The organism is Trichocoleus sp. DQ-U1, from assembly GCF_039961925.1.
GTDB lineage: Bacteria > Cyanobacteriota > Cyanobacteriia > Cyanobacteriales > FACHB-T130 > FACHB-T130.
On record NZ_JAMPKB010000035.1, the window covers coordinates 57,048 to 64,641 of the forward strand.

Sequence of the window (7,594 nt, forward strand, 5' to 3'; positions counted from 1 at the left end):
GCCAACCTGCTTTCCTTGCCAACTTTCCTGCCTTAACCAATGACGTTAGATTGGATTAGCCCAGCGGAACGCCTGCAATCACTGCCCCCTTATGTATTTGCCCGTCTGGATGAACTCAAAGCCAGGGCACGCGAACAAGGGCTGGATTTAATTGACTTGGGGATGGGGAATCCAGATGGCCCAGCGCCTCAGCCAGTGATAGACGCCGCGATCGCAGCGTTGCAAAATCCGACAAATCACGGCTATCCCCCCTTTGAAGGGACTCTCAGCTTCCGCCGCGCCATCACTAACTGGTACGGGCGTCGCTATAACGTTGACCTCGATCCAGATAGCGAAGCCTTGCCGCTACTTGGTTCTAAAGAAGGGCTGACTCACCTCGCCTTTGCCTATATCAACCCAGGCGATGTGATTCTGGTACCTAGTCCCTCTTATCCGCCCCATTTTCGCGGGCCAGCGATCGCTGGGGGCAAAATTCACCCGCTGATTCTCAAACCCGAAAATGACTGGTTGATCGATCTCGGTGACATTCCCGATGATGTAGCCCAACAAGCAAAGATTCTCTATTTCAACTATCCCAGCAATCCCACTGGCGCAACCGCACCCCGCGAGTTCTTCAAAGATATCGTTGCTTTTGCTAAGAAGCACGAAATCTTACTCGTACATGATTTGTGCTACGCAGAATTAGCTTTTGATGGTTATCAACCAACCAGCTTGTTAGAAATTCCAGGGGCGAAGGAAATCGGCGTCGAGTTTCATACCTTGTCTAAAACTTACAACATGGCAGGCTGGCGCGTTGGCTTTGTCGTAGGCAACCAACACATCATTCAAGGGTTGCGGACACTCAAGACTAATCTGGATTATGGCATCTTTGCCGCCTTGCAATCTGCTGCCGAAACCGCCTTACAACTTCCAGATGTTTATGTCAATCAGGTCTGCGATCGCTATCGCCGTCGCCGCGATTTTCTGATCGAGGGATTTGCTGAGTTGGGTTGGACGGTTCCCAAGCCAAAAGCCACCATGTACCTGTGGGTTCCGTGTCCGGTAGAGATGACCTCAACAGATTTTGCCCTCTCTGTCTTGCAGCAGACGGGCGTGGTCGTGACTCCCGGAAATGCCTTTGGAGCGGGTGGTGAGGGGTATGTGCGAGTGAGTTTGATTGCCGAATGCGATCGCTTAGCTGAAGCTTTGCGGCGTTTCAAAGAAGCCAATATCCGCTATTCATCCGAAAATGAGGGCGCGTTTATCAAGCAGGGATAAAACATCGAAGCTTGAATTTTTGGGTTTAATCTCCAATTTGGAAACTCGGCTATTTCAAAAATAACTAGCGTTATCCTTTAGATGAATTTGCTTGTATAAGTGCAAACTTTAATTAGGGATAAAATTTGTCTGATTTTCTACCGTTCCCAACCCCTCCCTGCCATTTTCTGAGGCTCCGGCACCCCTCCCTGCCTGCGGGGAGGGGTGCAATGTGTTAAAGGGAATTACAAATCATCTACCGTATCGTATCCAGTAGATGATTTTTGTTTGCGCCGCCCTTATTTCAAAGTAAAAGCTTTAGTTTCTGTTACCCTACCACCACCCACCTTGTCATAAATCGTTAGCTGAATTTGGTAAGTTCCCGGTTGAATTTTAGGAGTTGTATTAACAGTGCCATTGGGAGAGGCTGCTACATCATCTTTTAAAGCTGTATGTCCTTTTTCTCCAATTAAGCTCTTTTTCACCAAAATAACTTCGCCCTTGGCATTTTTAACTTCCATATCCATATCTAGCCAGTTTTTCCCATCCTGACCTTTCTTAAATTTGCCAACATTGAGCAAGACTAGCTGAACATCTTCCCCTCTTTTATAAACTCCATCATTGACCGGCACAACTTTTTTATCGGGAGTTTTTCTGACAAGGAAAGATTTTTCAAAAGTCAGTCGAGAGGAAGTCGGTGTAGAGGTAGTTGAAGTCTGAGATGTAGTAGATTTTGGGGAAGGAGAAGCCTGAGAAGTAGTAGAGTTTTCACCTCCACCACAACCACTGACCAGCGCCATTGAAAACACTACAAGGCCTGTTAATAATAGGTTATTGAATGTTTTTTTCATTATGTTCTACCTCCTTTTATTTTTTTACCTGGTTAATTGATCAACCATTGAGTTGAGACAATTAGCAAGGTTGAGCTAGCTACAACCATAAATTATCATAATTTATTCAAATTTATCTTTTGGGCGCAGTTGCTTTAGTCAACTGGCGACGCGAACAATTTGCTTTCAGACGCCACGATGGAAATTCTTTATTGAATGCACTCTGGTGTAACCCTACCTTGTGAACCCAGGGGGAGAGGGGCTAGGGGTGAGGTTCTATCTGAGGGTATTTATCTATATATCGTTCGCTGCACTTGAAACGGTTCATTTTACTGCAAATTAAGCTAAACGTAGACCTATAGGCAAAAGGCGGTCTGTGACTTGCACAGACCGCCTTCTATTGTCAATCAATCTAAACGATTGCTACTTAAAAGCGTTTAATTGCCGCCAGACTGAACCGCAGCGCGGGTTACGGGATTTGAATTGTCTTCGTTTATCATTTCAGGAGTCCGCTCCCAGTTGCCATCTTCACCTTGACGGTATTCGCTGTTGATGGTGTTCCACGCAACCTTGCGAGCAGCTTCTTCGTCCATCCCGTCTTCATGGGCACTCTTAAATGCAGCCTGGAAAATCTGCTGAGCAGCCTCAGGCAGTTCTTGGACTTCTGAAGGTAAGTTATTAACTTGTTGATCTGGTTGTTCGGTCATAAACTACTCCTATTATTTTTGCTTGAGATCAATCTTAGAAAGCCAGAGGTACAAATTCCTCGTCCTAGGATGTAGTTATGGCTCCTCGATATACCTATCTGAGGCATTATCTTATGTAAAGTCATTTTGTATCTTGTTACACAACGTCTCCCTACAAATCATCTACTGGCGAATACAGTGGTTCAGATCCCCGGCTTCTTTCTCGAAGTTGGGGATCTCTCCTTCACGAATCATGTAGGATTGCTACGCCTAAATAATTCGCGAACTCCTGTAGACACGCGATTCATCACGCCTCCACGCTAAAGGCACTTCAATTCTCGAATCCCACCTGAAAATGGGGATCTGGGGGATCTCACGTGTAATCCGACAAAAGTGAACTGGTATCGTTTACCGATTAAGGGAAACCACAAGTTCCAGCCGATACAGTGGTTCCAGACCAATTGCTAAGATCGCTGACAGAGATATTATTTGTAGACAGCGTTCCCGTTTCTATCTGGATCGCTCCTCCAAAACTGTCATTTAAGAAAAAGTTTCCAATCGTATTATGGCGGGGTTGGAGACAAATTGTATCGCCAGAACCGCTGGTTATTGCTTCGAGATCGCCGATTGCGCTTCCTGTTATGGTGTTAAGCCGGACTCCGGCAAAGATTTTAGCAGTATCGTAGCTGTTGAGGGAAAGCCCGGTAAAAGCATTATCTATAATTTGATTTGATTCACTGAGGAATTGAAGTTGGGCGTTTCCATTGATGCTGGTAAAAATTCCGTAAAATCCATTTTTAGAAATTTGCTGATTGTTAGAAATATTGACTGTTCCTATCGCTGCATCGGAAAGTGCGATATTCACTCCATTATCTTGATTTTCAGCAATGGTGCTATTGGTAATGTTGAAGGTTCCAGAGGTGTTATTTGAGAGAAGTATCCCAATTCCATAAAACCCGTTTTTAGAAATTTGAGTATTAGTGATATTAAACGTTCCAGTCGCGCTATCGTTTAGCTTGATAGAAATTCCATCAAATTGATTGCCTGAGATTGTGCTGTTGGCAATCTCAAATGTCCCCAAAGTATTGGATTCAAGTTCAATATTAATGCCACTAAATTGATTTGCAGTTATTTGGTTATTAGTCAGAGTAAAGGTTCCGGAAGCACTCTCGAACAGTTTTACCTCGACTCCGTCGGCGATGCTCCCGAAGCTGTTACTGCCAGTAATCGTATTCTCTGAGATATTAAAGGTTCCAGTTGCAGTATTGCGAAGTTCAAGATTGATGCCGTCCCCTTCGTTAGCTAAAGCACCATTGTTGGCGATCGTGTTTTTGACAAGAATTAGGTTAACTTGCCCCTGATTATTGCTGAGGGAAAAGCCTTCCAAAGCAGAATTTGCGATCGCGTTGTCTTGAATTAGTATCTGTCCGGTCACATTCTCAAGTAAGATTCCCTCACCGGAAGAATTTGCGATCGCGTTGTCTCGAATAATTGCATTGCTGATATTGTTTCCAGCGATGCCAAAACCAGTGGTTGTGGTGATAGCGAAACCCGAAAGGGTTGTCGTGTTCCCCATCGTGACTGTCCCTGTCACGTCTGGCAGTACCCCCGCATTAGACAAGGGTAATTGTAAATTGCCGAGTTCCACGGTATCTATACGCTGCACAGGGCCAGTTGAAAGCACTTGCACTTGGTCGGGAATCTTGAAAGCAGGAACTCCAGGATTTGTCCCTGGTTGCACGTAGACAATATCATTGGGTTGAGCCACAACCAAAGCTTCCGCAACCGTTCCAGTCGGATTCTCAAACGTGCCGTTCCCGGTTCCAATTCCCAAATTGACGTGCCGAAATCTCCACGGTTGACCCGTTGCAGGATTTGTGACAAATACCGTATCTTGTACGCTGAAAGACTCAGATTCGGATTGTTCATCGACTACAATATTCGCGTTTCGGGTAACAGATTCCCCCAGACGCGCCAGAACCCGATCTTCTGTTCGTATCCCTCTCGGACGAGTTCCGGGAAAATTCGCCCCCACACTCAGCACCAAATTCGTGCCAAAAGTGGCATCATTTGAGAGCAAGAGTCCCAGCCTGAAAGTGTCCGTGGGACGCGCTTCTACCCGAGTGCGCCAGCCCAAAATCTCCGCACTGCCTGGGGCATCATAATAATAAAGTCCAGCATAGCCTCGGAGGTCGCCGGTTCGACTGATTTGGGCAATTTTCATGCCAGCTTCAACATCAAACCCTGCCATCGCCGCTTCAAAATTGCGATCGCGTTGAAGTTGTTGATTTCTAGTTTGACCCAAGAAATTACCCTGAAAGAAAGGGTCTGAAAACGATAAACCTGTAGAAAAAACCCTCTCTTGGGTCAGTTGGCGGGTATCTCCAACCGGAATGTAAGCATTCGCGCGAATATCCCAGTTTTCTCCTAAGCTTTCAAACCCAGCACCCAGTTGATTAAAGTTGCTATTACCCGTGTCGTGGGTATCGAAGGCGACATAGCCGCCCAAGATCCGGTTATCTTTGGCACTATAAAAGCGATGTCCTAAAACAATATTGCTGCTTATATGAGAATCTTCCGTTGACAACAGCAATCGACCTTCTAAGAAGGTGAGGTTGTCTGAGTTTTGCCATAGTGGAACAAAGCCTCCAATGCTACCAAAAGAACTTTCATAACCCACACCAGAACCAGTGGTAAATTCAGCGCCGATCCGGGGCATAAATCGTTGAGAACGAACTCGATCTGATGGTGCTGTTTGTTTAGTGGCAGCGCTAATCTCTTCTGTAGGAGCGGCGTTTTCTGGGGTTAGTATTTCTTGGAGTAACCCTGCTTCGCGCAAAGTCCGAGGAGGTGTTTTTACTTCTGCTAAAGGTTGAGGAATCTCAACCTCCAATGTCTCTGGGGAAGGTACGGCTTTGGAACTAGATTCTGGTGTGGGGAGTGCAGTTTTTACATTAGATATTTGGGCAAGAAAACGCCGTTGTTTTAGCGTGTAAAAAGACGGTTTGGCTAAAGACTTCTGGTCCTCGAAGCTTAAGGCTGCGGGTTCCAACGCGCCTGGTGGGTGTTTTGCTACATCAAGGGTATCGCCAAAGGATGAGTCTACAGTATCGTTATTTAATTCAGGAATGCCATCAGGTAGCTGGAGGATTGTAACGCCTGTAAAGTCTGTTGTCGAGCTTGATGGATTGGGTTTTAAATTAGGTGTTTGGGCGGTAGCAGTTGAAGTTAGCGTTCCTAACAGCAGCAAAATTGTGTAGATGTAAGGTGTTGATGTTCTTAGAAGCATTTTCTCTATTAGATTCTGTTCTGGCTTCAGGCTCATATCCACAGCAACTCATTGTCAATAGTTGCCAAATCAGCAGCTTTAAATATTAATTAAAGCTGCTTCCTCATACTAGATACTTACAAAAGTAGAAGCTGCATTACTCATAAACGTAGCCGCATTCACCCCAGCCAATATTGCCAAAGTCTGGTTGTTGGAATTGTCAATAATACTGGTATTGCTTCCTTGCTGAATAATCGACAACTGGTTCAATTTCAAACCCCCGCCTAACCCAATGTAGTCTTGACCAATCTGGAAGTCGCGGATGGTGTCAGTACCTTCCCCTTTGGAAACTGCGAAAATATCGCGCCCCAATCCTCCGGTGAGGATGTCATTCCCCAAGCCTCCGTAGAGTCGGTCATCGCCCCCATCTCCCCAGATTTGGTCGCTGCCTGCCTCGCCGTACAGGGTGTCATTACCGCCACAACCATTGATGCGATCGCTACCTGTACCGCCGTAGATGATGTCATCCATACCCATCGAACCCCCAGTCAAGAGATTATTGTTGAGGTCGCCAATCAGGGTATCGTTGCCGTCATCGCCGTAAATCCGGTCTTTTCCCAGTCCCCCTACAATCGTGTCATGACCGCCAAAACCATTGATCCGGTCGTCTAAAGAGGTTCCCACCAAGGTTTCAGAAAGCCAAGTGCCGTTAATGACATTGAGGGGTGCAGTGTCGTTGTCAATGTTGACAACAGCAACATCTTGCGGGTTCAGTCCGTTGTATTTGGCGTCGGTGCTAATAGCAGGGGCAGTAACGATGCTGTAGGCGATATTTCCATCGACAAGTACATCGTCAACTCCTTTCACCGTAATGGTTTGAGCAATATTCCAATTATTTGAAGTAAAGGTCAGCGATGGGCTGGAAACGCTGCCTTCTGTCGGATCGGAACTTCCTAAACCAAGGGTGACGTTAGCTGTAGGTTGACTATTGAGTTTGACGGTAAAGTTGGCAGCGCCTCCGGCTTCGGTGGTGTTGCCGCTAATTGGGGTGATGGTAAATCCGGCGGCGTCGTTGTCGATGTTGGTGACAGCGACATCAACAGGATTGAGTTTGTTGTAGTTAAGGTCGGTACTGACGCCTGGGGTGGTGATGATGTTGTAGGCGATATTGCCATCAACCAGTGCATCATCAACTCCTTTGACCGTAACGGTTTGAGCAATATTCCAGTTATTGGCTGTGAATGTGAGGCTGGGGCTAGAGACGGTACCTTCGGTGGTGTCGGAACTGGTTAAGCCAAGGGTGACATTAGCGGTGGGTTGGCTGTTGAGTTTAACTGTAAATGTGGCAGTACCTCCAGCTTCGGTGGTGTTGCCGCTGATAGGGGTGACAGTAAAGCCTGCGGTTTCATCGTTTTTGATGATGCCTGTGGCAGTAGTGTTGCCTAGATTGGCGTTGGTGGCACTGTTGAGTTTGATGCTGAAGGTTTCATCTGCCTCAAACTTGTTGTCACCCTTGACGTTAACGGTGATGGTTTTGGTTAAGGGTTCGCCGGGATTGAAGGTAAGGATGCCGT

The 7,594-nt window shown here is 46.4% G+C and carries 5 protein-coding genes; 1 reads left to right on the forward strand and 4 read right to left on the reverse strand.

What is annotated here, in order from left to right:
* Positions 1–39: 39 nt before the first annotated feature.
* The gene (locus NDI34_RS16150) at positions 40–1,257 is read left to right on the forward strand and encodes an aspartate aminotransferase (protein WP_348233162.1); all 1,218 of its coding nucleotides are present in this window, start codon (positions 40–42) and stop codon (positions 1,255–1,257) included.
* Between the two features lie 278 nt (positions 1,258–1,535).
* Here NDI34_RS16150 and NDI34_RS16155 read toward each other — a convergent pair whose 3' ends face one another.
* From NDI34_RS16155 to NDI34_RS16170, 4 genes are all read right to left on the reverse strand, one after another.
* Positions 1,536–2,087 (reverse strand): hypothetical protein, encoded by a 552-nt coding sequence (locus NDI34_RS16155; protein WP_348233163.1) that lies wholly within the window; start codon positions 2,085–2,087, stop codon positions 1,536–1,538.
* Positions 2,088–2,503: 416 nt separating this feature from the next.
* Positions 2,504–2,773, reverse strand: a complete 270-nt coding sequence (locus NDI34_RS16160) for a ChaB family protein (RefSeq protein ID WP_190428293.1) — start codon at positions 2,771–2,773, stop codon at positions 2,504–2,506.
* 394 nt (positions 2,774–3,167) lie between these two features.
* Positions 3,168–6,041 carry a right-handed parallel beta-helix repeat-containing protein gene (locus tag NDI34_RS16165; RefSeq protein WP_348233164.1) on the reverse strand — a complete coding sequence of 958 codons (2,874 nt, stop codon included), beginning with the start codon at positions 6,039–6,041 and terminating at the stop codon, positions 3,168–3,170.
* Positions 6,042–6,149: 108 nt separating this feature from the next.
* Positions 6,150–7,594 (reverse strand): Calx-beta domain-containing protein (locus NDI34_RS16170; protein WP_348233165.1); only part of this gene is annotated, 1,445 nt, incomplete at its 5' end.